This is a genomic window from Dyella sp. GSA-30 (assembly GCF_027924605.1).
Classification (GTDB): domain Bacteria; phylum Pseudomonadota; class Gammaproteobacteria; order Xanthomonadales; family Rhodanobacteraceae; genus GSA-30.
On the sequence record NZ_AP027042.1, the window covers coordinates 51924 to 78529 of the forward strand.

The window sequence follows — 26606 nt, forward strand, 5'->3', positions numbered from 1 at the left end:
TCCTTTCATCTCAATGAAAAGATATGTACCCTAGGTCATCGGCTTCCAGGACCTCGCTCATGACGGCGATCAGCTTCGAATTCTTCCCGCCCAAAACCGACGAACAGCGCGATCAACTGCATACCGCGGCGCAAAAGCTCAAGAGTCGAACTCCGGAATATGTTTCCGTGACTTTCGGTGCGGGCGGGTCAACGTTGAGCTACACCGGCGAGACAGTGCGCCAGCTGCGTGAACGACACAGCCTGACGGTAGCTCCTCATCTGAGCTGCATGGGTGGATCGAAAGCCGAGATCGCCGAACTGCTCGACGTCTACCGTCAGCAAGGCTGCCGCCGTATCGTGGCGTTGCGCGGCGACCTTCCCTCGGGCATGGCCACACCGGGTGATTTTCGTTATGCCGCCGAGCTCGTACGCTTTATTCGCCAGCACAGCGGCGACCACTTTCATATCGAAGTGGCGGCTTATCCGGAAACCCATCCCCAAGCTGATGACGCCCTGGCCGATCTACGCCACTTCAAGGCCAAGGTGGATGCCGGCGCCAATGGCGCCATCACGCAGTACTTCTTCAACGTGGACGCTTATTTCCGCTTTGTCGATGACGTGCAACGGCTGGGCGTTAACGTGCCCATCGTGCCAGGCATCATGCCGATCTCCAATTTCACTCAGCTGCGGCGCTTTTCAGAAGCTTGCGGCGCGGAAATTCCGCGCTGGATCGTCAAGCGCATGCAGGCACACGGCGATGACGCGGAATCTGTGCGCGAACTAGGCGCCGATGTCGTCGCGCAGCTATGCCAACGATTGATCGACGGCGGCGTACCTGGCCTGCATTTCTATACGCTCAATCGAGCCAAGGCCACCCAGGCCGTCTTGGATCGCCTGAGCCTGTAACGGCCACCCGGGCGTCCATCACGATGTGATTCCCGCCGAGCGGCTATGCTGTTTGAATGCCCAAGTCGCTCTGCCTGCTGTTGCTGCTGATTATCGGTGTCCCGCTGCATGCGCAGGACGTCATCCACCACTGCATGAGCAGCGACGGCCACCCGGTCTTTACCGACCAGCCTTGCGCCGCCGTGAATGCAACGCCTACGGTCAACGCTCAGGCGCCCGCGGCAGGCAGCAGTGTCGCCAGCAGCCCGCCAGGACCGCCCCCCGTACTGTGCGCAGCCACCATGGAAGCGTTGCGCCAGAGCGTGACCGACGCGTTTGCCGCCCGGGATCCTAATCGCCTGGCTGCACTCATGCTCTGGAGCGGTTATGGCAAGCAGTCGGCGGTAACGCAGATACAGGACCTAGGCCAGCTGATGAAACGCCCTCTGATTGGTATCGGTGGCGTCGATGAAGATGCACCGGCCAACGCAGGCAGCGAGGCCGCACCCTCGCCTCGTAACGAGGATGATCTGGTCGTACGAACGGCTTCGAACGACGGGAGTGGCACGACGCACGAAACGCATTTCGCGATAACGCGCCGATCCGGCTGCCTATGGCTGAAGCCATGAGTCCTTTCGGCAACGCCATGCATCAACGTCTTCGCCAGCTTGTTTGCAGAAGCTGAGCAATAAAAGGGGGCGCACTAAGTGCGCCCCCTTATCAGCGTATTGCACAGAACCTAGCGGTATCCCGCCATGACTTCCTTGCGCTGGTTGACCACGCGACGGTTGTCCTCGGTGCGAGCGGTGCCGGTCACTGCGCCCTGATAGGTCAGCAACGGGCTCGACCAGCGCAGCAGCGGCGGACAGCGACGCCCGAAGTTACACGGGTAGGCCATCACCGTACCCCAATCACCTCGGGGATGCCGATAGCCATGTCCGTAGGTATAAGGCCCCGCACCTTGCGCTCGCTCATGGGCAGCCCCGTAGTTGTGACCGATCTCATGCGTGAAGGTGTAGTTGCCTGTGCACGAGGCCTGGGTCACCGAGAATGCCTGCTCTCGGGTCGCGTTGATCCACGCTACGCCGCAGCTCCGGCTTGCGCCTATAGGATCGTGAATCAACAGCGTGACGAGGTCGGCCTTGTAGTTGTCGCGCATCTGATGCACGAAATCTATCCAACCATCGCGCGCGTTGCTCAGGCGATTCAGATCCGTGCCCTGATTGCCCGATTCGGTATACGAGATCGTGAATGGCGTGTCGTTTGCCAGACGCACGCCACCTTCGATTTCACTGTTCTTGAAACCCATGTTCATCTGCGCGATCAACATGCGAGCGAGACCCAACTGATCCCGATACTGGGCCGCGGCGCGCTGGGCAAACAATATCAATACATCGGCGACAGCCTCTGCAGCTACGCGTGGTGCCGGCGCGCCCTGATCTGCCGGGAGCGAGCTTTCCATAAGGCGTAGATCGTCTTCGTCATGCATGGGCAACATCGACGGGTCTTGCAGGTAGAGCACATGCCCCCCTGAATGCAGCGGACGGATCTCGTATACCTTACCGCCATGGCGGATGTCGCCGGTCAGCATGCTGCCGTTGCGCACCAGCAGGGCGTAGTCATCCGTGCCAGCGGGTGCATCGGACCAGGAAGCGCCGGCATTCAACTTGCCCTGCCAGACAAGCGAGCCGTCCGCGAAACTCTCCGCCTCAGCAAGGTCGAAGGTGAGTTCCACGCCCGGTTCCAGCGACAACGAAATGGCCGGGGTCTCGGCGAAGAGTTCCGCTGTGTTGGCTCTGACTTGGCTCAGGACGGTATTGGCGGGGTTCTGGCTTATCCCGGCGAGGCTGATGTCCGCAGACGTGGCAAGCATCATCGCCGGTTGCGGCGAAAGCAGCGACGGGGCGGCAGCCATCGCAAGACACGGCACCCCCAGAAGCACCGAAAGTACACACGGCAGAATGCGTCGATTCATGATGGTTCTCCTTACAAAGTTGCGCCGCATCCCAGCGGCGACGCCCTTCCGTGGGCGCGGGAATAAGCTTTGGGTTTGCCGGGAGAAAAATATGCCGGGGCCATTGCTTTCCTGGAGTGGGATGCCGCCGAAGCCCGCTCTACGCCCCGAACTACCTGCTCTACCTCATGCTCTAACCGCCTCCTGAACATTTGCCGCTCCTGCACCGGTTATCATGTCGCGGTTTTTTTGGAGAATCCCTCATGGCGCAGCAGTACCCGGAATGGATCTGGCAGAACGGCTCGATCAAGCCGTGGCAGGAAGCCACTACCCACGTAATGGCGCACGCGCTGCATTACGGCTCCTCGGTATTTGAAGGCATTCGCAGCTATGCGACGCCCGACGGCGCGGCGATTTTCCGCCTGACCGACCATCTCAAGCGCCTGTACCAGTCGGCCAAGATCTATGACATGGCGCTCCCGTACAGCCAGGACGAACTGGCCGCCGCCTGTCGCGACGTGGTCCGCAAGAACGGCCTGAACGCCGCCTACCTGCGGCCGGTGGCCTACCGAGGCCTGGGGGGCTTCGGCCTTTCGGCCGAAACCCCGATCGACGTGGCCGTGGCGGCCTGGCCGATGGGCCCCTATCTCGGGCCGGAGGCACTGGAATCAGGTATCGACGCCTGCGTGTCCAGCTGGCAGCGTTTTGCGCCCAATACCATTCCGGCCGGCGCCAAGGCCGGCGGCAATTACCTTTCCGGGCAACTGATCGCCCGCGAAGCACGCCGCCTCGGCTTTGGCGAGGGCATCGCCCTGGCCTCGAGCGGCCTGTTGAGCGAAGGTGCGGGCGAGAACCTGTTCCTGGTATTCGATGGCGTGCTCCACACCACGCCGGCCAGCGCATCGATTCTTGCCGGCATTACGCGCGACACCTTGAAGACGCTCGCCCGCGAAGATGGCATTGAAGTCGTCGAGCGTGATATCCCGCGCGAATATCTGTACTTGTGCGATGAATTGCTGATGTGCGGCACGGCGGCGGAAATCACCCCGATCCGCTCGGTCGATGGCAAGCAGATCGGCAGCGGCAAGGCCGGCCGCGTGACGCGCCGTTTGCAGGAGCTGTTCTTTGGTTTGTTCAGCGGCAAGACCAGCGACCAGTGGGGTTGGCTGGAGCCGTTGTAAGTTGCGGAGGTCGACGGGTTGGCGACAATCCGCCGACTTTGCAGGAGCGACTTCAGGAAAGCTCGAATAACCTCCTAGTCGTCATTCCGACGCAGGCCGGAAGCGCTTTTCAACAGCGAAGCTGGTCATCCAGTGGCACCAGCATTGGGTTCTCGCGAAAGCCATAAATACGCTCGCGAAAATCGACAACCGAAGCCACTAGATCCCGGCCTACGCCGGGATGACGACAGGAAAAGTAGCGGTTATTCGAGGTTCCCTTCAGTCGCGACCCACGGTTACGTCACGGCCTGTCGCGACTAAAGTCGCTCCTACAAAGATTTCCGAGCATCGAACTAGCGAAACACGATGCTCGCGATCGCGCCATTCGCGTCGCTACGCGGACGCATCGAAACATCCCAGCCATAGAGTTCGCACAAGCGACGCACGATGGCCAGGCCAAGACCTGCACCGCTGCCGCCGGCACCTTCGCCGCGCACACCACGCTGGAACAGACGTTCCGCATCTTCGGGCTTGATGCCCGGACCGGTATCGATCACTTCGATCTTGTTGTCGCCTACTTCCACACGCACCGAACCTTCCAGCGTGTACTTGATCGCATTGCCGATCAGGTTGGTCAGCGCCACCGAAAGTACGGATGCCGGTGCATTCACGCTAACCGTACCGCGCTCGACCAGGTCGATGGTCAGCGGCTTGTCGCGCATCTGCGGTCGTTGGCTTTCGATCACGTCCGAAGCGACCTTGGCCACTTCGGTGGTCTCACCACGCGTCGGCCCGCGGCGCTCGGCGCGCGAAAGCAGCAACAGGGCTTCGATCAGCTCGGTCGCCTGACGCGACGCACGCTCGATGCGCTTCAGGCGCTCGCGCAACTTGTCGGTCAGATCGGGTGAGCCCTGCAGCAATTCGGTAGTACTGGCGATGACCGCCAAGGGTGTGCGCAATTCATGGCTGACGTCTGAATTGAATTCGCGGTCGCGCTCGACCATTGCGGTAAGGCGATTAGCGTATTCATCCAGCGCCAGTGCCAGCTCACCCACTTCGTCGTCGGCAAAATGCGGTGCCAGCGGCTCGGCCTTGCCGTTCTTGCGAAAGTCGCGCAGACGGCGTGCGAGTTCGGTCACCGGCTTCAGTACCTTGCGCGAAAGCCACAGGCCCAATGCCAACGAAAGCAGACCAAACAGGAAAACCGCACCGACAACACTGATGATCAGCTGCTGCTTGCCCAGCTCATCGCGAGAAACGTCGTACTGAATGAAATTGATGACGCCGTCCTTGCGTCGCACCGCCAGCTTGTAATGATGCAGGCGACCGTCCGGGCCCGGCTCATAGATGTCATGTACACCCGTATCGAGGGTTTGCCAGGACAAAGGCGCCTTGTAGATCGTGCGATCGCTCCACGAATACGCCTTCACTATGTTGAATGAAGGCGCACGATCCGGATGATCGACGACCTGCTGATTAAGGTGATCGACTTCCTCTTGCAGGCTTGTGGTGATCAGCTGATCTTCCACCCGCGTACGGATGTCCAGAGACGCCAAAGCAAACAACGCGCTGAGGCCGAAGCCGAACAGCGCGAAGCTCAATATGAGTCGAAAACGAAGCTTACGCCTGGACTGCATCCGGCTCGACCATCCGATACCCGATGCCGTGCCGCGTGTGGATCAGCGGCTTGTCGAACGGCTTGTCGATCGCGGCGCGCAATCCATGGATATGCACGCGCAACGAATCGCTGTCGGGAAGCTCTTCGCCCCAGACGCGCTGTTCCAGATCCTGGCGGGTAACCACCGAGGGGCTGGCTTCCATCAACGCCTGCAGCAGTTTCAGGCCGATCGGGTTGAGCTGGATCGACTTGCCTTCACGCGTGACGGTGAGGGTGTCGAGGTTGTAGGTCAGGTCGCCGACCTTGAGCACGCGACTTTGCGGACCCTTGCCGCGACGCGCCAGCACCTCCAGGCGCGCGGACAGCTCCTGCAACGCGAACGGCTTGGTCATGTAGTCGTCGGCACCGGATTCGAAACCGGTCAGCTTCTGCTCCAGCGCATCGCGCGCGGTAAGCATCAGCACCGGGGTCTGCTTATGCGCTTCGTGGCGCAGTTTGCGGGCCACGTCCAGGCCGTCCATGCCCGGCAGGGTCAGGTCGAGCACAATCACGTCAAAATCGTGCACCACGGCCAGATGCAGCCCGGTGACGCCATCACCGGCGAAATCCACCGTATGGCCGCGATCTTCGAGGTAGTCCCCGATATTGGTCGCGATATCGCTATTGTCTTCGATGATCAGTACGCGCATGCGTCACTCCGCTACGCAGCCGGGCAAGTCCCGGCCGATGGCAGCAAGCTTAACAAATCGGGGAACGGGGAACGGGGAATGGGGCATACGTGGCGTTACGGCGTTCATACAGCCGCGCTCCACCCAAAGAAAAGGCCCAGATGCGTCGACATGAGAGCCGACTCACCTGGGCCCAAGCTACTGCCCCGATACCGTCATCTGCTGTCGCCGGACCAACACGATAGGAAGTGCCGAGCACGAGCAAATAAACAGTGGGTTCTTTATAGGCCCCAGTTGGTTACAAGGCAGTTAATTGGCACTAACCGGGCCGTTAACCGCCTTGGCTACCGGGCGCTTGGCCTGGGCATGCTGTTCCAGAAGCTGAATGATGTGCTGCGAGACGTTCACGCCGGTAGCCGCCTCGATGCCCTCCAGACCCGGCGAGGCATTCACCTCAAGGATCAGCGCGCCACGGTTCGAACGCAGCAGGTCGACGCCGGCGATTTCCAGCCCCAGCGCCGCGGCGGCCTTCACCGCGATGCGCTTCTCCTCGGCCGTCAGCACCGCAGCAACGGCCGTGCCGCCACGATGCAGGTTGGCGCGGAATTCACCCGGACTGGCGACGCGCTGCATGGCGGCGACCACCTTGCGACCGACGACGAAACAACGCAGGTCGCAACCCTTGGCCTCGCCAATGAACTCCTGCACCAGGAAGTTGGCGTACAGACCACGGAAGGCCTCGATCACGCTTTGCGATGCGCTGCGCTTTTCGGCCAGCACCACGCCGGTGCCCTGGCTGCCTTCATTGAGCTTGATCACGTGCGGCGGCTCGCCCAGCATGGCCAGCACGTCGGCGGTGTCGTCGGGGTTGTCGCCGAATACGGTGACCGGCATGTCCAGACCCTGCGCAGACAGAATCTGCAGACAGCGCAGCTTGTCGCGCGCACGCAGTACTGCATCGGAAGGGTTGGGCGTGTACACGCCCATCATTTCCAGCTGGCGTAGGACAGCCGTGCCATAGAACGTGCTCGACGTGCCGATGCGCGGAATGACCGCATCGATATCGCGCAGCGCCTTGCCCTTGTAACGAATCGCCACATCGCCCGGCGCGATGCGCACGTAGCAACGCAACGGGTCGAGCACCCGCACGACATGGCCTCGCTCGCGCGCCACCTCGACCAGTCGCTGGGTCGAATAAAGCCGCGCATTGCGGGAGAGGATGGCAATTTTCATGAAGCCTCCACCACCGCCGGCACCGGCCGCGGTTGGGTATAGGAAAGCGCCGGATCGACAGCGAAGCGACCCAGCAGGGCGGTACGTCCAAGCAACATGGGGAAAAGCATATGGCGTCGATCGGTCAGATTGATGTCGACGCTGAAACGCTGACCCGCCAGCATGACCTCGCTGCGGATAAACCAACGCTCCGTATGCCTGCCCCCGGTGTCTTTGACACGACGACGGTCGTGCGCCCGCGCCTCGCAGGGCACGGCAATGCGCTGGCGCGGTCCCGTGCCGACGACAAAGCGCAGCCAGGTCTCACCGTCGCGCTCGAAACTTTCCAGTGCGTCGACATGCAGCGAGCTGCTGCGCGCGCCGGTATCGAGTTTGACTTTGAGGGAGGCGATGCCGAGCTCCGGCAACGCAAGCCGCTCCCGCCAGCCGAGTGTGATTACGTCCGGTGTCATCGGTGCAGGTTCGGGGAAAGGTTGTTGAGCGTAGGTATGGAGCGGGTGAAGGGAACAAACCTTTCACCCTAAGCCCTTGCTGGCGTTGATGTATCCCGTCAGGGGGCCTAAAAAAACGGTACAAAAAACGATACCCAGAAAGCTTAGCATTGGTCGAGAGACAAACGCTATCGGAACCATCATTGGGCTCAGGGCAGATGGCAAGTTTCGACCAATCACAGTGACCACACTCCGATAGATAAATAAAAGATAAACGCCGCTTCAGAACACCCATCGCATCTAGCGAAGACGATCTCCTCGTCCAATGCCTATCCATTGTGGGTTCGAACGGGGGAGGTTCCTTGGCAAACGGGAAGCACGGTCAAGCGTGATGCACCTCGCAAAAGGAGACCGCCGTCTAGCTCGCTGAAACAGCCCCTACAGATGCCGCCCTTTCCGACCTGCGCAGGCCCCCAGGTTGGGCAGACTGTGTTTGCGCTATCCACCCAAACAAGAAGGCTCGCCATGAACATAAACATTGCTGACGTCATCGCACTGCTCGCGATTCTTACTGCACTCGTCAACCGGTTGACGAAATTCCTCAACAGCTTGAAGACGCTGACGGACTGCTTTCCCAAGCGCACTTGGACCAGGGTTGGTCTGCTGCTTCAAAAGGCGCATCGCAATGTTCGTGAGGAAGTCGCACAGTGGCCTGACTATCCCAATGTTAAAAAAACATTTGATGTATTCTTTACCGCATGGGGCTACGTCGCATCCTTCATTGCCGCAACTCTCTCCATCATCTTTTTCTTTGCCGCAGTAGCCGGTGACGGTGCGGATTGGAAGCGACTCATAGGTGGCCTGCTGGCCCTGCCCATCGCGGGTGTAGCTTGTGCCTACTTCAACATCGCGCAGGTGGATCGTTTCAAACTCCGCAGAACTAGTCGCGTTCTTTGGTAAGACTCGCTTATTTAAGAAGCCCCTCCCAAGCGGGGCTTCCTTTTTACGGAAGCCAATCGGCCGAGGTTATGATCTCCGCGAGATGAAATTGCACAAAAAAAGCGTAACAATCAAAATCAACGCAATCTCGAAGACACCGAATCACACCCCGAAGAGCCGCCCACATCCATGAGCAACGAACAACTCATCGAACGACTGCTATACAGCAGCGAGGGCGATGCGCTGGACTTCAAACTTAGACAGTATAAATTTGCGAGTGCGACAGAAGAGGAGAAATCAGAACTCCTTAAAGATATCCTGGCATTCGCGAATTCTTGGCGTGATAGTCCAGCTCACATCGTCATTGGCATCAGAGATGGCACTAAGGAGATCGATGGTCTAGACACTGACATTGATGAAGCAAGCGTCCAGCAATTCGTCAATGCAAAGGCAAACAAGCCGGTACGCTTCTCATACGACGTGGTCGATTTCAAAGGAAAGAGGATAGGCCTCTTTACCATCCATGTACAAGAGCGTCCATTTTACCTTGGAAAGCAGTATGGGAAATTGAAAGCGAATACGGTCTACGTTCGCAGAGGCTCATCTACGGTTGAAGCTGATCCAGATGAAATCGCGAAGATGGGGCGTTCCGCATCAAGTTCTTCCGCCCCTAAACTACGATTACGACTTATTAGCACAGGGCGTGAAGAGACAATATTCGATCAAATACTCTTCAATTATACGGAGTTCTTGGTAAATAGAAGCTCTCCTCTTCGCGACTATCATGGCAAAAATCCATCTACGCTCGCGTACCTTAGCCCAGGATCCAATAGCAATTACTATCGAGAGATGGCCGTCTATCTCCGAGAACGATACGGCCGAATAGGCTTTTACATCGAAATACATAATTCTGGCGACACGTTTGCAGATGATGTCCGAATTCAGTTGCATGCTCAATCATCTCAAGGGTTTGGGCTGAAGGGTACTGATGATTTTCGAGACAGACCACAAAGCAGCTCGCTCGCGGCTCAAATTAGAGCTATCCAGGGTCCAATGGTGCTCAAGAATCGCCCATTGAAAATTGAGTCAAGGAAGGATCACGAGTTGGCTGAATTCTTGATAGGCAAGCTTCAGGCTGGCCAAACAGCTCGATCCGAAGCCCTCTACTTGGTCTGCCCTCAAGTCTCACTAGAGAGCCTCCACATTTGCGTGTTTTCCGACCAGCTCCGTACTCCGATGGAGATATCGGTACCCGTAAAAATCTCACGCAACGAAATCACAATTACAGAAGACCACATCGACACCTATGACAACCAACATGCGACTTTTGGAGTTCCAACGGTGACTATGACTCCACCTTCTGGCAAATCCTGAGCCTACGACTAGTTCCTCCCCAAAACTAATTCATTACAAGGATCTCCTATGGCAATCGACCTCAAATCCCTCTCCCCGACTCAACTTCAGGCCCTGATTGAGAACGCCAGCTCCCAAATTCACCACGCGAAGGCAAGTCAGATTCAAGATATCCGAGCTAAGATTGACGACCTGCTCAGCAAGTCCGACCTGTCCATCGATGACGTCTATCCCGCTCGGGGAAAGGGTCGCGGCAACGCTGCAAAAGGCAGCAAGGGTTCCTCTGTTGCTCCGAAATACCGCAATCCTAGCGATCCCAGTCAAACCTGGTCAGGCCGTGGCCGACAACCCCTGTGGTTAGCTGCCGCCCTGAAGAAGCGTGGCTCTTCGATTGAGCAATTTTTGATTAAGGGTGCCTCAGTCAAGCGGACTGCGAAGAAGGCCACCCGGAAGAAAGTTAGGGCTTAACCTCCTCTTTTCCGGATAGCCAGACCCGAAGGGTCCAAGTGGTCATGGACGACCACCCAGGGAGAATCCAGTATCGATCTATGGGGGACTGACCCATCTCGAATGACCATTAAAAATCGATATTTTAGAACCAATCAAGGATATCTTGCGCTTAGAATCGCCTTGGCAGAAAATCATTGATTCAGTCCGGAGAAGTGATATGGAAATCAAGAATTTCATCGTACAACTCGCCATCTTTATTCCCTTGTATCTCCTTGGTATTCTTTCGACTGTACAAAGTGCAGACCCGACGTTGGGAAGCTCGATAAATCAGAAATACTTTAATAGTGAGCGAGACGAGGCCATCATCGTAAACGGTTTTTTTATCGTTCTTGTATCTGCGTTATCGATGTTTCACAACAAACATCTGGAAGTTGGCGTTACATTGTGGACGCTAGCGCTAGCAGTGGCGCTTCTCGAAATATTATTTCTATTTAAAAATCAACTAGATAAACGATGGAAATGGATCAACAGGGCCCTGCTCTGGCTAACCCTTCTGATAGAGCCAGCCACATGGCTCATTAAAGCGAGTACCTAAAAACAAGCCAGCCGTATACAATCAGGTTCAATACGTGAATGATGATGAGGTGATACTTTAAAAACCAGTGCGTCCGCATTTTATTTCCATCAGAAGTTTATCTTTATATAAATAAAAATTTTCAAAAGTCAATGGTCAGATAAAACCTGAATATGACACATGGGCGGAATGCGGTTACCTACCGTTGCTGAATTAGAGATGGAATTAAACGGAAGCGGCAAATCAGCCAAGCCTTCCTTGGCCCGGCTCGTATGGATCAATCCTCCCCAATCAGCATGATGGTCCCAACCGGTTCGCCTGCATCACCTGGCCCGATGACCATGTACAGGTTGACCTTGCAAACGTCTGCAATGCCATCAGGCAGCACAACGGTTTCAACTTCGAAATCGACTCGGTCAGGACGCTCAACGGATCCCTTCAACTGACGCTTGCGATGGGCCTTGGCTTCATTGATAGCTGCCAACAACACCATGTCTTCCCGAACGCGAAGAATGCTTTCAAGCTTTGGATCTGGGGCATTCCATGCAATGCACTCGGCATAGGCGCTTGCGGTGATGGCTACAGGGACTTTGAAACCCCAAGACTCCGCATTGGGTAGTGCAATCAGCACCCCATCCATCAAGGCATCGGAGCGGGTATAGGCGTAAATCAGATCTGCGTTGGTAAAAAGTGCGTCATGGTCGCTCATCGCTTTCTCTCTTGGTCATTGCTGGCCCGAGACGGGCAGCAGGTGGAAACTGCTGCCGATGGCAAACCCACTGCCTGCAATGAGGCGCGGTCAAGAGAGGAAGAGAGGAACTGGTGCGGGATAGAGCGAAGCGACCGACTCGGGTTCCGAACGACTCTTGACCGGACAAGCCGAATGGAAGGCCGCTTTTAGGCAAAAAGAAGCCCGCTCGAAAGCGGGCCTCCTTTTAGTTGCTGGGTGTCGCTCGATGGTGAAACCCATTGCTGCAAACAGGCAACAACTTACTTGTGCTGCGCGTCATCGTTACAAGCGAAATGCTCTTTCTTCACTTCGCGGAAATCTTTCTCAGACACGACGTAACGTTTTGACTTGTACTCAAAAACGCCTTTCGCATCTACAAAGATTGGTTCACCAGACTCAAGGAGGAAACCCCTAACTCGAAGGTCGTCGAACGTCTTGTCTGTCTCGTGCGACCGTCTCAATAGATCAGCCAAAGACCCAGCTTTTGTGACAGTACACGTTTGCGTGGAGCCATCCACAAAGTCTGACTTCTTTACCGGATTGTAAGTTTCCATCGAGAACGGAATTAAATCAGCTCGACCGTTGCTGGCTGCCTCCGGCACTTGCACAGTGGCAATGACCGAAGACAAGATCAATATCAGAATCGTTGAAAGCATGCTTCACACATCCAAAGACATTTGAAAAATCTAGGCCATAAGTTTTGGCCTACGCCTCAGATCAAATCCTAATTCGGCCACGTAGCTCATCAACGGCCGCCATCCATGCTTTCACGCCATCACCTTCCTGCCATAGCTCAAGGATTTACGACGGCTCCGATATGGCACCCATCTAACCTACACAGACTTACACACAGTGGTGACACCGCCAGAGACACGCTCAACCCTGATTTGGTTTCGCTCGATGTAGACGTTCAAAACTGCAAGCAGGTCCGTTAGGTCATTCTTCTGATTGTTGAAGTAGATCTTCCGTGTGCGCGAATCATTCGATGTCTTCGCGTTGATGTTGTATCCGTCTATCTTATCCTTCACACCAGCAACGTAGACTGGAAAAACGACTACTCGCTCAACATCTTCCCATCGAATAACTTGAACCTTCCTTCCTAGAAGAATTCTTGAGATGGACTCATTATCCAGCTGAACATCGAGCTTCGCGTACAGAAAGACTCTCCCAAGGAGTACAAAAAAAAGCGCCAAACCAAGACAAAACAGAACACCTCCAACTGACCGTTCTTGGATAGCGATGAGGATCGCGAGCGACACGCACAACATCACCATGCCGACGACAACAACCAACGCAGGCACCTCTCCTTTGAACTTAAAAACAGTGGTGGTCGTTCCATTCATACGTCGCCCTCATCCCCCTTCCAAAGTTACTTGCTGATACCTTTATTGGATCGACTTGGACAAGCTGATTGAAGAGTGCTTCTTTTGGTAAAAAGAGGCCCACTCCGTGAGCGGGCCTCTTTTAAAACGTCCTTGCAGTGCTTACGATGCGTTAGAGCACTTTAGCTTTGTAGGACATCGTTCACTTCGAGGCGCTGCTCAATGCGCCCAATGACTGGGTTGCGACTTGGTTGAAGTAATCCTTGTCCTTGCCGGGATACTTGTCCGTCAACTTCTTGTAGATGGCATTGGCTTCATCGCTCTTGCCTTGCTGCTCCAACGCATATGCCATCACAGCATTGTCACTGAGCCAAAAGGTTTGGTCAGCATCTTTCACGAGGCCACTGATGCTCCAACCAAACAGAGGCAGAGAAAAGTCCCATTCATGCGCCGAAGCCCCTCCTTGCACCGACTGAGATGCCTGGAATGCATGTTGTACGCTCGCCCAATCTTTCTCGCTGGCTGCTCTGGCCCCATCCTGCTGGAGGTTGTAAGCAATGCGCGTTTTTAAATTATCCTGCCAGACGATGCTTGTCTTCTTTGCAACAGAAAGAACGCACAACGCACCCACTATCCCGCCCAGCAAAAAAATCGACGTATGTGTAATGAAAGATTTCATTCACCGCCTCCCTTTCCCTGCATGCATTGGACATATTTGACCATACACTTGCCCATCTTCATACCTTGCTCTGGTGTATCCGGTGGCTCCCCAGGAGTTTTACCACCAGAGCATCCGCGAAAATCGGCCCTACAGCAATCATCAACGTCGTGTGAGGCGCTGCAAGCCCTATCAATGGATTTCTTACACGCCCACATGCGGAATTTGTTACCCATCCACGACCCATCTTCTTGCTGGGTTTTATTGCAGATTTCGTACCGACCCTCTTCTTCTTTCTTCCCAGACTTTTCGCCTCCGACCGGACCTTCCTCACCGCACAATCCAAGCGGATCGATGAAAGAAAGAGAGTTTCCGTTGGCATAAGCGAAAGTGCTGGGTCCCGCACCCAACCCAGCCGGGTCGCTCTGTAAATAGCGACCAGTCAGTGAGTCATAGTCGCGGTTGACGTTGTATACAACATTACGTTCCGTATCGAAATATTGTCCTGAGAACCTCGGATTGAATGTGTAACCGGCTGTGCTTGTAGGCTGCTTTTCGCCAAACGGATTGCTTTGATACTGCCAGCTCCATATCTGAGTACCAGACGAATTGGCAATAGACCTCGGCGTCCCCATGCCATCTGCAACCACGAAATTGACGGATGCGGTTGACCCCGAACCATCCACCGCCGCAATTGGTAACTCTCCCATCCAAATGTAGTCACGATTGGATGAACCGTACTCGCCCAAGATCCGGTTGTCTTCGTCATAGGCAAAACGCTCATTGGCCCGGGTGAAGTCGTTACCTTAGCAACACGCTCCCCGAGCACATTGTAGGTGTAGGCTCCCACCGTTACATTGTTTGCTTGGGCCACCGTCAAACGGTTGCGGCCATCATAGCCAAACCCAAACGCCTGCCCACCGGTCGCATTGCCAGTGGTGTTGCCATTCAAGTCATACGACCTGGCAGCAGTTCCAATGCTGGTCAGCCAATGGGTACCTGACTGGTAACCATAGGTTCCAGTTGCCAATCCACCCGTACTGGCTTTGCTTAGACGGTCACCCGTTTTGTTGTACGTGTAAGTCTCAACCGCATTGCCCTGGCTATCCAACACACCCGTCAACCGATAGAGCGGGTCATAGGTGTAGGTTTCAATCGGGGTAGGCACCCCTGATGCATTGTCAAGACTAGCGATATCACCCATCACGTCGCGAGTGAAATGAAGATTGAAGTTAGGACTGGTCAGGTCCATCAACTGATAGTTGGCATCGTAATTTCGACCGACTACTTGACCATTGCCTAGGGTGTAACTGGACACCGGGCCAAAGGGAAGATAGGTCACATTACTGACCACCGTCTGAGCCGTACCACCCGAAGGCGTAGTCGTTACAGAGGTGATTTGGCCCAGTGTATTGCGGGCGTATTGAACAACCGTCCCACTTGGGTAGGTTATTTGACTGAGTCGGTCGGCAAGCGTGTACGCATAGGTAGTGGTGTCTGTCTGCGCACCCTGCACTTGACGCTTCTGTATGACATTGCCTCGGTCGTCATAGCAATAGGTGGTGGTCACATTGTTTTCCACCACCCTCGACACACGGCCAATCGAGCTCGTCGTGATGTTGCTGCAACCTGTAACGCCATTTCCTTCATCGTAGTGATATGCCACATTGAGCGTCGCGTCGGCAAAGCTTAACGTGAGCACGCGATTGAGCGCGTCATACGTACTGGTACTGACCACCCCTCTCGCATCGGTATGCGTCAGGCGATTGCCTGCTGCATCAAACGTATCACTGCTAGCCCCCGTATCAGGACTTTGTAAACCCGTCTGATTGCTCAGGCCATCGTAGGTGTAATTCGTCACCAAGTTGGACGGGTCGGTCACCTGCGTTAGACGGTCGAGCGCATCATACGCATTGCCAACCGTCGTATTCTGGGTTGCCGTATCCAAGCCGTTGGAATTCTTCACATCACTCACAACACGGTTGAACGCGTCGACCGATTGTTTGTGAGTGATGCCAAGGCCATCCACAGACTGCACTAGGTTGCCATTGAAGTCGTAGCTACCGGTTGCGCTGGCATCAAACACGGTGTGGTTTAAACCATCGATGGTCTTGACCAGCTGGCCCAGCTTGTTAAATTGGCGCGTGAGGCTATGAACAGGAGTTGTGCCACCCGACGTGTAAATGTTCTCAGCAGTTCGGTTGCCCGACACATCCAAGGTGTATTGGATGTAGTTGCCTTGGGCATCTGTGATTTTGGTCAGGCGGTGGGCATCGTCATAGCTATAAGTGGTCATCACCCCATCTGGATCTGTGACAGTCTCAAGCGCACCATAAGCTGTGTACGTGTAGCTTGTTGTCGCCTCATCGACTCCAAGAGGATTGATAGTTTTGGATGCAATCCATCCCCTAGGCGTGTACGACATATTCGAGATGATGCCGTTTTTGTCAGCCATCGTGGTGACGCGCCCCGCCCCATCGTAAGCAATGTAAGTCGTAGGGTGCCCCTGCTCCAATGGCTCAGTGACCGTTGCGAGGTCACCATGATGATGCAGGACATTATCATCCATGTAGTACGTGTAATGAATGGTGTCGTCAACATCTGTTCGCGGACCTGCCTGGGTCAGCATCAGGCCAATGACAGGGCATTGTGTCGTATCAATCGCATCGCAATAGGTCATGACCATACGACGAACACCAGCTGGCACAGTCCCAGCGTTGCTACACACATAACTTGCAGCAGCCGGAATTGCCGGGTCCATCTCGCAACTAGCCAACACCTGACCGCGTGCGTTGTAAACCCACGCACTTTGGGCCACCGTAACGCCCGATGCATTCAGAGTCTGACGTGTCAGGGGCACACGAAGGTTGTTATCCCACGTCGTGTTGATGGTGCGCTGCTCAGGCTTCCCTTGCGCCGCAATGCGTTGGGTTTCAAGCCCCAGGCTGTTGTTGGTGATGGCATTCACATTGCCATTAAGGTCAGTCTCCTTAGAGACATACCCATTCGAATCATGGCTCTGGATATCCCAAGGTTGATTGCATTCATTCCCGCATGGACCCGAACGAAAATCGTAGTCCACGAATCGATACTGACCGACTTCAGTGCTGTATTCAAACGTGACACTATTCCCGAGCGGGGTGGTCAAGGTCGGACCATTGAATCCATAGGAGATGGTCGAGGTATCGACACCTCCAGCAAAGCTGGTGGAAAAAGCTTGAGCTGACCCGTTGTACTTGGTGCTCTCGAAGCGCGTACCCTTCTCATCAATCGTCCCCGTCATCGCATGGGGATAGTTTGCGCCCCCCGTCAAAGACGATTCGTTATAGACGTACTGAAGAACTTTGGTATCGGGGAAAGTGATGGACGTAAGATTGCTTACGCTATCGTAGCCATAAGTCAGCACCCCACCATCGGGCAAAGTGACCGTGTGAACACGCTTACTGGAATCGTAAGTAAGATTTAAAACACGGCCAGTCGGGTCCGTAACGGTTAGCAGTAAGCCAGGCACGGTGGCAACTGATGAAGGCGTGCTGCTCGTACTGTAAGCAAAGGTTTCCGTTGCCCCCGTTGAGTCGGTCACCGATTGCAACAAGCCGCCCGCCGAGTACTGCTCGGTCTCACGATAAGCGGCCAAAAACAGGGTATATCCCGTTGCATTGCCACTGCCATCATCTTGTTCGGTGAAGGTATCGGCGACATCGACGTCAGCGGTCCAAGCGCTTCCACTTTTGGTAAATGCATCACCAAAGCCATCGGGACGCATCGCAACGATGGTGCTGGTTCCAATAATTTGCAATGAGCGGTCGAACGAATGCCGCCAATGCGAGCCCATGGCCGTGGACGGAACCCCATTGTCAGAGTTGTAGAAGCGACGGAACGTCAGCCATTTTGAGGAGCGAAAATCCGTGTCCTGCTGGTACTTGTTTCCCGTTGCGGCATTGATGGGGTCAACGAGACGAGTAGAACCAGCGACATCTCCGCTGTCGACCGCCGCATCACCACTGCTGTGTTTTGGACTGGATGCGCCACTATTCCCACCGTTGTGCTCCTTGCAAACTTCGCACCCGCCCGCATTCTTGCGTGGGTCTTGGAGTTGGAGGTGGCCATCGATAAAGGTCGCAGTTGGAAACTGCGCACTTGGATTGCCGAGCACTTCGACCACAGTGGAATGGTGTAGCGGGTCTGCAAAGTAAATAACTTGAGTGGCACATGGGGTGGGGCTACACGTAGAAGCCACTTCTGCAACTGTCGCAGCGACCGCATCTGGAATGGTTTGGTACCCCGTGCTGTCAGCCACCCAACCGCTATTCACATAGGGTGGTCCCCAATTTTGCACACTTTGAGCTTGAGCAATGCTTGGTAAGAGCACGATGATCTGAATCATCAACGCCATGAGAAGCAGTCCGCCTCTCCCTATCCTAGTCACAATCGACACGTCCTTCTCCTTGTCGCAAAGTGTGAATTACATTGACTACATCGAGCCACGCGGTTCATGTGTGGTGTATTGCATTACCTTCAGACACAAACTTTGATGTCGCGCCAGCAGACTTTCCTTGAAGCAAATCTGGCTCATTCAAAACGCACAGATTGAGACGGGCAACTCAAGCGGCACCAATAAAAAAGTTCATTTGAAGCAACGAACGAGGCTCTTAGCCACAGCAATGCCGACCGGCAGCACGTAGGCCACCCATCGACGTAGAGAGAAATCGGGCTTGTTTCAGACAGAAAGCGAAGCAAAGCATCCTGCCCTCCCCTTGATTCTTCCTTGATATGCATTACTGAACTGCAAAGTTTGCGATGAGTCAACCAGCAGGTTCTTGCGATACTGTGTGACGACCTATATTTCAGGTTGGCACACTATATGCCTTAAGTAATCTCGAAGGCTGGAGCCCTTTAGACGGCCAAATTGATGATGCCACCAGCTCGTTGTAGAGGCTGAGACGGGAGCGAGCTCTTTCCTATCCGACCACTAGCATGCTGGCTGGGTAAAAGAACCATCGAAAACCCATCCAGGTCTCGCTATGGTCAAGAGCAACCTATAGACGTCCACCCTCTCTAGATGAAACGGAGCTTTCTGCAAGTCTAGAACGCAGTGAATCCCTCTCACGCTCCGCATCTATCGCGTCAAACGCGTCCTGTAGATGCACTTCCACCGAGTAATGGCTTAAATACAGAGGATGTCCCTGCCTCTTTCTCATTTCAGCCAACCAACTATCATCCCATGGCTGCAAACCTCTCCAAGGCAAGCACTTTGATAGTTCAATGCTGTAAGGAAGCTCACTAACCGAGCCACTTCTCTGCGTCCACGCCCGAAGAGCCTGGCGCTCTGCATCATCACCTTCACGATACCGAATGGTGAGATAGTCGTACTGAATGCAGTTGTCGTACCACCAAATCATGTACATCTCGAAGTGGCACCAAATATCGTTCTCATTCTCACACGGATGCTGGACCCCGCACACATCCAGTACCCAGCGATAACCCCAATGTTTGTGCCATTCGTCCGGCTCCAAAAGACCAACACCGAACTCTCCGACGACAGCTCGGGTTCTGACATCATCGGGGAACTTAGGTAAGGAGCGACGGGAGGATGATTTCGACATGGAGTATTCCTAAATGAAATTATCCAATCAGATTTCCTGGAGATGTCAATCATCGCTCCCACACGCCCAACAGACGACACGTTGATTTCGGTCTATATGCAAATCAGTAAAGTGCACATGCTTTAAACACCCGTTTACGAAAGAACATCCGATATCTATACTTTGCGTGCCAATAAATGACGTTGACTACGCGTCACGCATCACAGATTAAGCCCATCCAGGCGCGCATGCTGCGCTCACCCCATTGCTTGGGGTGAAGGGAAAAGCCATCGAATTTTTAAGACCCATCCTACCCGGGAGGTGTAACCATGCCTATTCAACGTGGTCTTTTGATGTCGTTTCTAGTGAGCATTGCGACGTTATTTTCGGGCAGTGCGTTTGCACTGCATATGATCCCAACAAGCACGACTTTCGTTGCCCAAGGGCCATTCAATGTGACGGTGCTCGGTACCAACATACAGTGCACTGCCGTGTTCATTGTGGTCACTGATTCAGCAGGTCAACCGACGGTCACAGATGCCAAGTTTCAAGGACAAACGCTGTGCTCTCTAGTTAAAGCTACGCAACTTCCATGGAAGATTGAGATTACTTCAATGACCACAGGCACCATTCACAACGTCGCCCTGACGGTCACCCCAATCACATGCACGGGTAATTTGCCAGTGATATTCAGCCCGCTTAGTACCCTCACCATTCCTTCTTCACCGATGACAAGCGGGTGCACGGTAGGCGGAACGCTGACCGTCAGTCCGTCCTACCTCATCGTGTCACCTTGATGGCGGATTAGATGAAAAAGGGGGGGCAGCTCGACTGCCCCTCTCTTACCAAGCAGTCAGATTTCTTTTAAACGAATGGGCGGCGTGTGCAAGGACAATGATGTCCAGCTCGTGCTGGAACTGCCGGATGGTTTGAGCAAGGCCTTCAACCATCCCTGGATGGATTTTTTGAGTAAATGCTTGCGCGGCCCGTCTCAAGGCATGGAAGCGAAGATGTTCTGCTTGCCTAGCAACCAACCATGCTCGAAAGCGCGCCTCCTCCAAGTCTCCTTCCTGAAACGCAACTAGGCTCTCAGCACCATCGAGCAACAGGGGCCCAAGGTCCGGATTGGTGGTGATATAGGGGAGCATGGTGCCATCGTATCTCAATCGCACTGGCTTGGTTGCCTTGGCAACCCTAGTGAGTTGGGCTGGCCTCTCCCCAAGCTAGAAACTGGCTACAGGACGTTGCTAAAAAGAAACCAGCTCAACTGAGCTGGCCTTGGGGGATTTTTCTTCTGATTTGAGGTGGTCATCCTTGACCCTAAGTCGTCCATGTACTTAATCATTAAGACGCAAGCCGAATTAGAACAATTGTTAAAATCAAATAGTTATGTAGAATATATTTAGTTATACAAGTGATTAAAGACTTCTGCCACCCTTATCGAAATCGTATTTTTGGCGAAAGAAATTTCGAGAAGTAATTCATATCCGCGTTCCATTTGTTGATTTATTTAGGTTGTCATATTTAAAACCATTGTCAATGCGTGCATTTCTATATTCATTTATTAGAGCAATGGCATATTGACGCATGCTTTCGAAATGTGAAATTGAGATAGATTATTGGATAAGCAGGGTTTACTAAACTTGTAGACATGGCGACTCACAGGAGGCCTTACACCTGACTTACCAGTAATTCGGAGTATTTATGTCTATCCAATCCAATATAGAAGGTCCACATATAGTCGTATCCCATCCTTGCATCATTGAACTCGTTGCTGGCCATCGCATCTACGCAGCCGATGAAGCTCACTTCCGTTCCGCCATCCAGACCTTGATAGAGGTCGGGGTCAACTTTCACGGCACGGGCCAGCCTTGTGCCATCCCACCCACCCAAATGGTCTTCGCAAGAAGTGACGCACCTGAACCGGTACTGGAGACCGCGAAGTCTTTAATCCCGCGAGATCCGCTCCCTCAGACCAAGCTCTTCAGTCACTACAAGCGGCTCTACTTAAGTGGTGCAAGCCGAAGTCCCATCACCGATGCCACCTATTCTTATTACAGCTTCGTGTTGGATTTCTTCGAAGCCCTGGTCGGCGACAAGCCTGTTGGCAAGATTGATGAGACGGACATTGAGGCGTTCATGGATGGCCTGGCGCACCTGCCCCCTCGAACCAGAGAAGACCCCAAACTTCCGGGCATGTCTTACAAGAGCATTGTGGCTCGAGCAAAGCGGGAAAAGACCCAAGCCATCGCAGTCTCGACGCAAGCGAAGTACTTCACTGACCTTCGAACCTTCTTCCATCACCTGGTTGATACCGGCGTCATTGCCAATGACCCTACGAAGCTCAAGAAGAAAAATCAGTACAAGGTTAAGAAGCGAACCAAAGAGTCCTTCTCTGAAGCAGACGAGGCCACCATCTTTGACCCCAGGCATGACCCGTTACTGGATGAACCTCATAAATATTGGTGCCCACTGATTTGTAAATTCTCCGCGATGCGCATCAACGAAACGTCGCAGCTCTATGTCGACGACATCGTCAAGATCAATGGGATCTGGTGCTTTTATGTTTCAGCCGACAGAGAGTGTCAAAGCGTCAAGACTCCTAACTCCGTTCGCTACGTCCCTATCCATTCCAAACTGATAGAGCTCGGGCTTCTTCAGTACGTAGATGAGCTAAAGCATATGAGCCATGTTCACATGTTTCCCGGCCTGACGTGGGGGGCCAACGGTCCAGGCGGGAATGTCAGCACCTGGTTCAACCGATTTCTTCTCCGTGGTCACTGTGGCATCACATCTAAGAAGAAATCTCTACACGTTTTTCGTCATACCTTCGGGACATACGCGGCGAAAGCAGGCACCCTCCCCCGAGTCATCAAAAGACTCTTTGGCCACAAAGTCGGTGAGGATGTCATCGATGAACGCTACATCGACCCAGCAGACGTGCCCGAGTGCAAAAAAGCGATGGAGGAAATCGAATTCCCATCCATCCCCTTGCTTCCTTACACCCCGGGCCGTTTCAGCAAGTATCTAGCGGCTGAAAAAGCAAAGTTGGACCGCAAGGAACGTCAAGAGGTAGGGGACGGAAAGAGACGGCGACGGACCAAAGACAAGTCAAAGAAACCAGCAGCTACAAAGATGGTGGCTTAACTCACGGGTGAGACCGATGGCGACATTCACTGGATCTGATGCTAGATGTCTCTAGCATCAGATCGGTGGTCACGGCTTCTTACGATGTCCACAAGCATGTATGCCAGCAGGCAAAGTATGGATACGTTACCGGCCATCTGTGCAACAGAGACAATCCACGCCCCTGATGGGTGCATCAGTTTGACGGGAATCATCGCCAGCAAGACTAAAAATCCTACGCCCGCTCCAATGAGCAACGCATGTTCAGCCGCTTTGACTCTCTTTACCCTCTCGGAGCGAAAACGCTTCTCAGGATGAGAATTCAGATTGCCGAGGTAACGCAAGATCTCTTCGCTGTAGAGCTCCATCCGTCCACTCCCCTATTGAACGCTGCATTCCGGTCCGGCCCCAGACCGGCCCACATTGAGTGTTCAATGGAAGAATCTCACAGACTAAGACCCGAACCAAACGGACGTTTGGAAGCGGGATGCTCTCCATTACTTCGGCTTTTTCCGCCCATCCGGCTCTCTTGGCACCTGATACTTCGGATCGTTTCTACGCGCCCAGTACTCTTCCATGGCAGCACCGAAATCGGCCTCGCATTCAATACACCAATCCCCTATCTGGACGATATCGAGTCGGCGACGGCCACGCTCTGCCTCACTCACGAACGCCTGATCTACACCAAGCTTTCTGGCCAGCATCTCCTGGGTCAGGCTCATATCCGTCCGCATGTCGCGAAGGAGCTCTCCAAAAATCCGTAGACCTGGCTGATTGATGCTTTTACGGACCACCTTGCATGACCACTTCTTTGATGAGGTGATCTGAAAGCTATATGCGAAGACCGTTTATGCGAGCTTCACATATGCGTTAATCGCATATGCTGAAATATCCCTAATCCTCCACGGAACAGGGATGCTTAATGAACATCGCCACTGTCCACACTGGCCCGGCTCAACCCAAAACCACCACCAGCTCCTATGAAGTCCAGGAACAAACGGACGGTCAACTTCTCATCACAACCCATCCAGCTCGGATCCCGACCTTCAAGGTCGATGCCGCTGTCATTGCTGTCGGGTTCGGATTCACTGTTCTGGCCTTGGATTACTTCCTCATCGGCGCAGGTTTGTATGCAGCAACTCTGCTCCTGACCATGATTGGGGCTGGCGGTATGTGGGGATGTTTGAAAATTCTCCACCGCGAACGACGCAAAGACATCCGCCCTTGCCGCTTTTACGTGTCTAGCTCGGCCATCAACATTCCCCCAGCTCTTGGTGGAGATGGCAAGTCCACCATGCTCATGGCCTCTCAGATTGACCGGCTCACTATCCGTGAATCCGTGTATCGGACGGAGACCACCGCGTATGGGTTTGGCCAGGTGGGTGCCAAGGGGGCGGAAGCGAGGGATATGCGGACCGCATGGTTTGCCGACCATTCCTACATTTTGGAAGCCCAGTCCCACGGTCGTGCGTATGTGCTGGCCAACGGCCTGGATGAAGTCACGGCGAACGGTCTCATGAAGGCGGTCAGCCGAAAACTGGGTTTCTGATTACATCAACGACAGGTGAACATGATGAAGAAATGTCTCTTTGCCATCTTGGCAAGCAGTCTTGTGGCTGCGTGTGTCACCACGACTGGCACGAAACTCGACACTTCAAAAATCGATGGATTTACCCAAGGTGTCACGACCATTGCCCAAGCAGAACAAGTACTGGGCGAACCCACAGGTGTTGCGAAGAATCCTGATGGCAGCACCACCCTCACCTACTTCTACAGCAGGTCTGGGATGGATGCGAAATCCTACATTCCATTTGCCGGGGGGTTGGTTGGCAAGAACAGCATGGAATCGAGCATGACCTACGTGCAGTTCGACGCAAGGGGCCGGTACATCAAGTGGTGGGGTGGTGCTGGTGCAACACCCAAGGGCTAACCAGACGTATCCAAGGCCATGTCAGGCATGACCCATCCTGCTGGGCCAGAGGGTCGCGCAAATGTCACAAATCTAGTCATAATCAGAGTCGGGGCAGAAAGGCCAGATATTCAGGGCTTAATCCATCACCGGTATCCCCACAAATCCCAGGCCTGACGAGGTTTGGGTGTGACACGAAGCAAGTTCGAGGGTGCTCCATGCATAGGTGGAGCACCCTTTTTTGTGCCTGTCTGATTGCAATGCTTCCACCTCCCATCCCGCCACGGAGCCAAGCCACCCTGCTCAATGGCGTTCCCTCACTGGTCAAGAAGGTCGTTGGAAAGGTCGGTGACCTAAACCTACTTGGTCTTGCTCAGCGATTCCTTCAGAGACCTTCTCAATCCCATCTCCTCCCTGGAACAGCACCGGCAATTGCTCTTTGAGTAGCGCCGTATCTGAGAGCGAGAGTTCCCTCATCAGGTTCGGAAGCAACGAAGATTTGGCTTCATCCAGGTTGGCCATTGAAGTTCGGATGGCCGAGAAGGCTTCATCCTGTTTCACTTTTAAAGCATGGACCTCGTTTTCCGCATCGACAACCTCTCTCGCATGCGTGGCAATGGTTTGTTTCAAGCTTTGCACATGGTCACTGTGAAGCTTGACGTTCGAACGAAGCGCTTCATGCTTTGCAAGTGGAGCCCCACCCATCGATGCGAAAATTTTTACACGCCAACGGTTTTCGTCTTCCCAACGCCTCAAACGAACATAAGCGAGCTTACGATGCTCACGACTTTGGTCTGCTTGAAACGCCGCATCAAGGGATGCAGCACGCGCTGCCTCGATGATCTTAAACAGCTTGTCCAGCTCCTGCTGTATTTCATGGTAGACCGCAAAAGCCTTATCCAAAGCCTCTATCAAGACAAGAGATCGGTCCAACTCGTCCGATTCTTCTTTATTCTTGGGTGAAGGCGCCGATGCTCTTAGCCGATACGCGAGGGAACCCTGCCTCGGAACGAAAGATGGGGTGCCCAAGTAGGCCTTTCGACGTTTAGAGAAAGCGATTGTGGCAAACGGCTTTGCTCCATCGCTGGCACTTTTCTTGGCCTCACGCAATGAGTCGCCTCGGTTCGTGTACAACCCTCGACGCTCCATGGCTGTTGCTGACCTTCCCAACGTCGGTTGTGGCGTCAACTTCAAGCCCAACCGCTTGTAGCTTCTGTACTGGTAAGTGAGATCTGAACCCACCCTTCGAGCGTAGTCAGTCGCCAACTCAGACCACTTGCAGTTCAGCATTTCAACAAATGCCGCACTGGTGTTCTTGTTGGACAGGAATGTCAGTTTTGCACCGAAACCTTGGGAGCCATCCTTGCCTTCGTCTTCCCCAGCAACATCGGCAAGGGGGCGGGTTGGAAAATAGATATGGGCATGAAACCCTTGCTTGTCCTTGGGCTTGAGTACTCCCAAAGCATCGCGGTCGGCATCACGATGCAAACCTAATGACACGGGCGTATGCAAGGTTTCGACGATGAACCGTGCCATTTCTTCGGCCAGGTCACCTGCATCGGAATCATCCAGTCCAAAGGGGATGGGAATGCGATAGTCGCGCGCAAGTTGCGAATCTTTCCGCTTCTCCGATGCTTCGACCCTGTTCCAAAGTTGAGCGGGGTCAGTAGACCAAAATGGAGCATCGGGTGGTGCAAGGGTTAAAGCCCGAACAACTTCTTCTCCAAGGGCACGTTTTCGGAAATCGTGCCAGACCTTTTGCCGTTCATCGTAGAGCTTCAAACCTAGACGATAGGCGACGCCAGCAACAGCACTATGACCAGCAGAACGAGTATGGGTTTCCATATGAGGGCGCGCGTGTTGGTGTACTTGCATAGATGTCCTCCATGACATGACTAATTTATTGATAGGTCAATCCGTGACCCAAGTGCAACGTCAGCGTTACTGGATCATCAAAACAAAATAATTCAAATTGTCAACCTGCTGAGGCATAATGTTACTTGTCGTAACTACGTAGCCCGCCAAGTCTT

At 54.1% G+C, this 26606-nt stretch carries 25 protein-coding genes; 11 read left to right on the forward strand and 14 right to left on the reverse strand.

Annotated features, from left to right (window positions below; genetic code table 11):
- Positions 1-59: 59 nt before the first annotated feature.
- Positions 60-887 carry a methylenetetrahydrofolate reductase [NAD(P)H] gene (metF, locus tag QMG46_RS00225; protein WP_281850402.1) on the forward strand — a complete coding sequence of 276 codons (828 nt, stop codon included), beginning with the start codon at positions 60-62 and terminating at the stop codon, positions 885-887.
- Between the two features lie 56 nt (positions 888-943).
- Positions 944-1495 carry a DUF4124 domain-containing protein gene (locus tag QMG46_RS00230; protein WP_281850403.1) on the forward strand — a complete coding sequence of 184 codons (552 nt, stop codon included), beginning with the start codon at positions 944-946 and terminating at the stop codon, positions 1493-1495.
- A 110-nt stretch (positions 1496-1605) separates the two neighbouring features.
- Here the strand turns inward: QMG46_RS00230 and QMG46_RS00235 are convergent, their stop codons facing one another.
- Positions 1606-2841, reverse strand: coding sequence for a reprolysin-like metallopeptidase (locus QMG46_RS00235; RefSeq protein ID WP_281850404.1), 1236 nt, complete (start codon positions 2839-2841; stop codon positions 1606-1608).
- A gap of 242 nt (positions 2842-3083) precedes the next feature.
- Here QMG46_RS00235 and QMG46_RS00240 point away from each other — a divergent pair, with 242 nt between their 5' ends.
- The gene (locus QMG46_RS00240) at positions 3084-4001 is read left to right on the forward strand and encodes a branched-chain amino acid transaminase (RefSeq protein WP_281850405.1); all 918 of its coding nucleotides are present in this window, start codon (positions 3084-3086) and stop codon (positions 3999-4001) included.
- A gap of 332 nt (positions 4002-4333) precedes the next feature.
- On the opposite strand, the gene QMG46_RS00245 is transcribed toward QMG46_RS00240, so the two are convergent.
- The 4 genes from QMG46_RS00245 to QMG46_RS00260 all read right to left on the reverse strand — a co-directional run bounded on the left by QMG46_RS00245 (position 4334) and on the right by QMG46_RS00260 (position 7951).
- On the reverse strand, positions 4334-5617 hold the full coding sequence (locus QMG46_RS00245) for a sensor histidine kinase (RefSeq protein ID WP_281850406.1): 1284 nt from the start codon (positions 5615-5617) through the stop codon (positions 4334-4336).
- Entirely contained in the window at positions 5601-6287 is a 687-nt protein-coding gene (locus QMG46_RS00250; RefSeq protein WP_281850407.1) for a response regulator transcription factor, read from the reverse strand. Before QMG46_RS00250 ends, QMG46_RS00245 begins: the two co-directional genes overlap by 17 nt.
- A 288-nt stretch (positions 6288-6575) precedes the next feature.
- On the reverse strand, positions 6576-7499 hold the full coding sequence (gene rimK, locus QMG46_RS00255) for a 30S ribosomal protein S6--L-glutamate ligase (RefSeq protein WP_281850409.1): 924 nt from the start codon (positions 7497-7499) through the stop codon (positions 6576-6578).
- Positions 7496-7951 carry an ATP-dependent zinc protease family protein gene (locus QMG46_RS00260; RefSeq protein WP_281850410.1) on the reverse strand — a complete coding sequence of 152 codons (456 nt, stop codon included), beginning with the start codon at positions 7949-7951 and terminating at the stop codon, positions 7496-7498. The genes rimK and QMG46_RS00260 overlap by 4 nt, the downstream gene beginning before the upstream one ends.
- A gap of 504 nt (positions 7952-8455) precedes the next feature.
- Here QMG46_RS00260 and QMG46_RS00265 point away from each other — a divergent pair.
- The 4 genes from QMG46_RS00265 (at position 8456) to QMG46_RS00280 (ending at position 11267) form a co-directional block, all read left to right on the forward strand.
- Positions 8456-8890 (forward strand): hypothetical protein, encoded by a 435-nt coding sequence (locus QMG46_RS00265; protein WP_281850411.1) that lies wholly within the window; start codon positions 8456-8458, stop codon positions 8888-8890.
- 168 nt (positions 8891-9058) lie between these two features.
- On the forward strand, positions 9059-10243 hold the full coding sequence (locus QMG46_RS00270) for an AlbA family DNA-binding domain-containing protein (protein WP_281850412.1): 1185 nt from the start codon (positions 9059-9061) through the stop codon (positions 10241-10243).
- A gap of 48 nt (positions 10244-10291) precedes the next feature.
- Positions 10292-10690, forward strand: a complete 399-nt coding sequence (locus QMG46_RS00275) for an H-NS histone family protein (protein ID WP_281850413.1) — start codon at positions 10292-10294, stop codon at positions 10688-10690.
- 199 nt (positions 10691-10889) lie between these two features.
- Complete coding sequence (locus QMG46_RS00280; RefSeq protein ID WP_281850414.1) at positions 10890-11267, forward strand: hypothetical protein; 378 nt, start codon at positions 10890-10892, stop codon at positions 11265-11267.
- A gap of 256 nt (positions 11268-11523) precedes the next feature.
- Here the strand turns inward: QMG46_RS00280 and QMG46_RS00285 are convergent, their stop codons facing one another.
- The 5 genes from QMG46_RS00285 to QMG46_RS00305 form a co-directional block, all read right to left on the reverse strand.
- Positions 11524-11955: a DUF6573 family protein gene (locus QMG46_RS00285; RefSeq protein WP_281850415.1), complete on the reverse strand. Its 432-nt coding sequence runs from the start codon at positions 11953-11955 to the stop codon at positions 11524-11526.
- Positions 11956-12236: 281 nt separating this feature from the next.
- Entirely contained in the window at positions 12237-12632 is a 396-nt protein-coding gene (locus tag QMG46_RS00290; RefSeq protein WP_281850416.1) for a hypothetical protein, read from the reverse strand.
- 177 nt (positions 12633-12809) lie between these two features.
- A complete protein-coding gene (locus QMG46_RS00295) occupies positions 12810-13319 on the reverse strand; it encodes a hypothetical protein (protein ID WP_281850418.1) in 510 nt (169 codons plus the stop codon).
- Between the two features lie 181 nt (positions 13320-13500).
- Complete coding sequence (locus QMG46_RS00300; RefSeq protein ID WP_281850419.1) at positions 13501-13977, reverse strand: tetratricopeptide repeat protein; 477 nt, start codon at positions 13975-13977, stop codon at positions 13501-13503.
- Between the two features lie 421 nt (positions 13978-14398).
- Positions 14399-18352 (reverse strand): DUF6531 domain-containing protein, encoded by a 3954-nt coding sequence (locus QMG46_RS00305; RefSeq protein WP_281850420.1) that lies wholly within the window; start codon positions 18350-18352, stop codon positions 14399-14401.
- A gap of 1518 nt (positions 18353-19870) precedes the next feature.
- On the opposite strand from QMG46_RS00305, the gene QMG46_RS00310 reads away from it, so the two are divergent.
- Positions 19871-20338: a PraA/PraB family alkane oxidation protein activator gene (locus QMG46_RS00310; RefSeq protein ID WP_281850422.1), complete on the forward strand. Its 468-nt coding sequence runs from the start codon at positions 19871-19873 to the stop codon at positions 20336-20338.
- Between the two features lie 45 nt (positions 20339-20383).
- Here the strand turns inward: QMG46_RS00310 and QMG46_RS00315 are convergent, their stop codons facing one another.
- Entirely contained in the window at positions 20384-20689 is a 306-nt protein-coding gene (locus tag QMG46_RS00315) for a hypothetical protein (RefSeq protein ID WP_281850423.1), read from the reverse strand.
- A 556-nt stretch (positions 20690-21245) separates the two neighbouring features.
- On the opposite strand from QMG46_RS00315, the gene QMG46_RS00320 reads away from it, so the two are divergent.
- Positions 21246-22688 carry a site-specific integrase gene (locus QMG46_RS00320; protein WP_281850425.1) on the forward strand — a complete coding sequence of 481 codons (1443 nt, stop codon included), beginning with the start codon at positions 21246-21248 and terminating at the stop codon, positions 22686-22688.
- A gap of 41 nt (positions 22689-22729) precedes the next feature.
- Here the strand turns inward: QMG46_RS00320 and QMG46_RS00325 are convergent, their stop codons facing one another.
- The gene (locus QMG46_RS00325) at positions 22730-23035 is read right to left on the reverse strand and encodes a hypothetical protein (RefSeq protein WP_281850426.1); all 306 of its coding nucleotides are present in this window, start codon (positions 23033-23035) and stop codon (positions 22730-22732) included.
- Between the two features lie 129 nt (positions 23036-23164).
- The gene (locus QMG46_RS00330) at positions 23165-23389 is read right to left on the reverse strand and encodes a helix-turn-helix domain-containing protein (RefSeq protein WP_281850427.1); all 225 of its coding nucleotides are present in this window, start codon (positions 23387-23389) and stop codon (positions 23165-23167) included.
- Between the two features lie 200 nt (positions 23390-23589).
- Between QMG46_RS00330 and QMG46_RS00335 the strand changes: the two genes are divergently transcribed.
- Both QMG46_RS00335 and QMG46_RS00340 read left to right on the forward strand, forming a co-directional pair.
- On the forward strand, positions 23590-24216 hold the full coding sequence (locus tag QMG46_RS00335; RefSeq protein ID WP_281850428.1) for a hypothetical protein: 627 nt from the start codon (positions 23590-23592) through the stop codon (positions 24214-24216).
- A gap of 21 nt (positions 24217-24237) precedes the next feature.
- The gene (locus tag QMG46_RS00340) at positions 24238-24597 is read left to right on the forward strand and encodes a hypothetical protein (RefSeq protein WP_281850429.1); all 360 of its coding nucleotides are present in this window, start codon (positions 24238-24240) and stop codon (positions 24595-24597) included.
- Positions 24598-24900: 303 nt separating this feature from the next.
- On the opposite strand, the gene QMG46_RS00345 is transcribed toward QMG46_RS00340, so the two are convergent.
- Positions 24901-26451, reverse strand: a complete 1551-nt coding sequence (locus QMG46_RS00345; RefSeq protein ID WP_281850430.1) for a MobA/MobL family protein — start codon at positions 26449-26451, stop codon at positions 24901-24903.
- Positions 26452-26606: the final 155 nt, after the last annotated feature.

Excerpts from the sequence above, each read along its gene's own strand:
- QMG46_RS00310 (WP_281850422.1), top strand. The coding sequence starts at position 19,871 with ATGCCTATTCAACGTGGTCTTTTGATGTCGTTTCTAGTGAGCATTGCG.
- rimK (WP_281850409.1), bottom strand. The coding sequence starts at position 7,499 with ATGAAAATTGCCATCCTCTCCCGCAATGCGCGGCTTTATTCGACCCAG.
- QMG46_RS00330 (WP_281850427.1), bottom strand. The coding sequence starts at position 23,389 with ATGAGCCTGACCCAGGAGATGCTGGCCAGAAAGCTTGGTGTAGATCAG.
- QMG46_RS00265 (WP_281850411.1), top strand. The coding sequence starts at position 8,456 with ATGAACATAAACATTGCTGACGTCATCGCACTGCTCGCGATTCTTACT.
- QMG46_RS00270 (WP_281850412.1), top strand. The coding sequence starts at position 9,059 with ATGAGCAACGAACAACTCATCGAACGACTGCTATACAGCAGCGAGGGC.
- QMG46_RS00245 (WP_281850406.1), bottom strand. The coding sequence starts at position 5,617 with ATGCAGTCCAGGCGTAAGCTTCGTTTTCGACTCATATTGAGCTTCGCG.
- QMG46_RS00260 (WP_281850410.1), bottom strand. The coding sequence starts at position 7,951 with ATGACACCGGACGTAATCACACTCGGCTGGCGGGAGCGGCTTGCGTTG.
- QMG46_RS00315 (WP_281850423.1), bottom strand. The coding sequence starts at position 20,689 with ATGCTCCCCTATATCACCACCAATCCGGACCTTGGGCCCCTGTTGCTC.
- QMG46_RS00290 (WP_281850416.1), bottom strand. The coding sequence starts at position 12,632 with ATGCTTTCAACGATTCTGATATTGATCTTGTCTTCGGTCATTGCCACT.
- QMG46_RS00300 (WP_281850419.1), bottom strand. The coding sequence starts at position 13,977 with ATGAAATCTTTCATTACACATACGTCGATTTTTTTGCTGGGCGGGATA.
- QMG46_RS00340 (WP_281850429.1), top strand. The coding sequence starts at position 24,238 with ATGATGAAGAAATGTCTCTTTGCCATCTTGGCAAGCAGTCTTGTGGCT.
- QMG46_RS00250 (WP_281850407.1), bottom strand. The coding sequence starts at position 6,287 with ATGCGCGTACTGATCATCGAAGACAATAGCGATATCGCGACCAATATC.
- QMG46_RS00295 (WP_281850418.1), bottom strand. The coding sequence starts at position 13,319 with ATGAATGGAACGACCACCACTGTTTTTAAGTTCAAAGGAGAGGTGCCT.
- QMG46_RS00335 (WP_281850428.1), top strand. The coding sequence starts at position 23,590 with ATGAACATCGCCACTGTCCACACTGGCCCGGCTCAACCCAAAACCACC.
- QMG46_RS00235 (WP_281850404.1), bottom strand. The coding sequence starts at position 2,841 with ATGAATCGACGCATTCTGCCGTGTGTACTTTCGGTGCTTCTGGGGGTG.
- QMG46_RS00240 (WP_281850405.1), top strand. The coding sequence starts at position 3,084 with ATGGCGCAGCAGTACCCGGAATGGATCTGGCAGAACGGCTCGATCAAG.
- QMG46_RS00325 (WP_281850426.1), bottom strand. The coding sequence starts at position 23,035 with ATGGAGCTCTACAGCGAAGAGATCTTGCGTTACCTCGGCAATCTGAAT.
- QMG46_RS00280 (WP_281850414.1), top strand. The coding sequence starts at position 10,890 with ATGGAAATCAAGAATTTCATCGTACAACTCGCCATCTTTATTCCCTTG.
- QMG46_RS00320 (WP_281850425.1), top strand. The coding sequence starts at position 21,246 with ATGTCTATCCAATCCAATATAGAAGGTCCACATATAGTCGTATCCCAT.
- metF (WP_281850402.1), top strand. The coding sequence starts at position 60 with ATGACGGCGATCAGCTTCGAATTCTTCCCGCCCAAAACCGACGAACAG.
- QMG46_RS00305 (WP_281850420.1), bottom strand. The coding sequence starts at position 18,352 with ATGGCGTTGATGATTCAGATCATCGTGCTCTTACCAAGCATTGCTCAA.
- QMG46_RS00285 (WP_281850415.1), bottom strand. The coding sequence starts at position 11,955 with ATGAGCGACCATGACGCACTTTTTACCAACGCAGATCTGATTTACGCC.
- QMG46_RS00275 (WP_281850413.1), top strand. The coding sequence starts at position 10,292 with ATGGCAATCGACCTCAAATCCCTCTCCCCGACTCAACTTCAGGCCCTG.
- QMG46_RS00230 (WP_281850403.1), top strand. The coding sequence starts at position 944 with ATGCCCAAGTCGCTCTGCCTGCTGTTGCTGCTGATTATCGGTGTCCCG.
- QMG46_RS00345 (WP_281850430.1), bottom strand. The coding sequence starts at position 26,451 with ATGCAAGTACACCAACACGCGCGCCCTCATATGGAAACCCATACTCGT.